This window comes from Candidatus Thermoplasmatota archaeon, assembly GCA_029907305.1.
Taxonomy (GTDB): Archaea; Thermoplasmatota; E2; order DHVEG-1; family DHVEG-1; genus JARYMC01.
This window is the reverse complement of record JARYMC010000141.1, coordinates 1-501: the sequence shown is the minus strand read 5'-3', so window position 1 is coordinate 501 and position 501 is coordinate 1. Positions and strand designations below refer to the sequence as shown.

Annotated in this window: 1 rRNA gene; it reads right to left on the bottom strand. The window is 61.3% G+C overall.

Annotated elements, in window-relative coordinates:
• A 23S ribosomal RNA gene (locus tag QHH19_07355) occupies window positions 1–499 on the bottom strand; the annotation flags it as partial.
• Window positions 500–501: the final 2 nt, after the last annotated feature.

Genomic DNA, 501 nt, shown 5'->3' with positions numbered 1-501 from the left:
TGGGAGCTGCTGCACTCCCAGGATGGGAAGAGCCGACATCTGGGTAGCAAACCGCGGGGTCGATGGGAGCTCTCACCCGCGACGGCTCTGTTATCCCCGGGGTAACTTTTCTGTCATGCCTGGCCCCCACTGATGGGGGCACAAGCGGTCGCTAGGCCAGGCTTTCGCCCTTGGATCCCTCGCTTTTCAGGATCCAATCAAGCCAGCTTATGGCCTTGCCCTCTACGGCGGATTTCTGACCCGCCTGAGCCGACTTTTGGGCGCCCTTGATATCTTTTCAAGGGCGTGCCGCCCCAGCCAAACTGCCCACCTGCCGTTGTTCCAGCGCCAGAGGCGCCGGTGAGAAACACGGTTGCAGAAGGACGGTGTTCCATTGGCGCCTCCCCCTGTTCCCGGAGAAACAGGGATCGACGGCTCCCGTCTACGCTCTGCATCCACAGCCATGTTCCAGCGACAGGCTGCAGTAAAACTCCACGGGGTCTTCTTTTCCCGCTGGGAGCT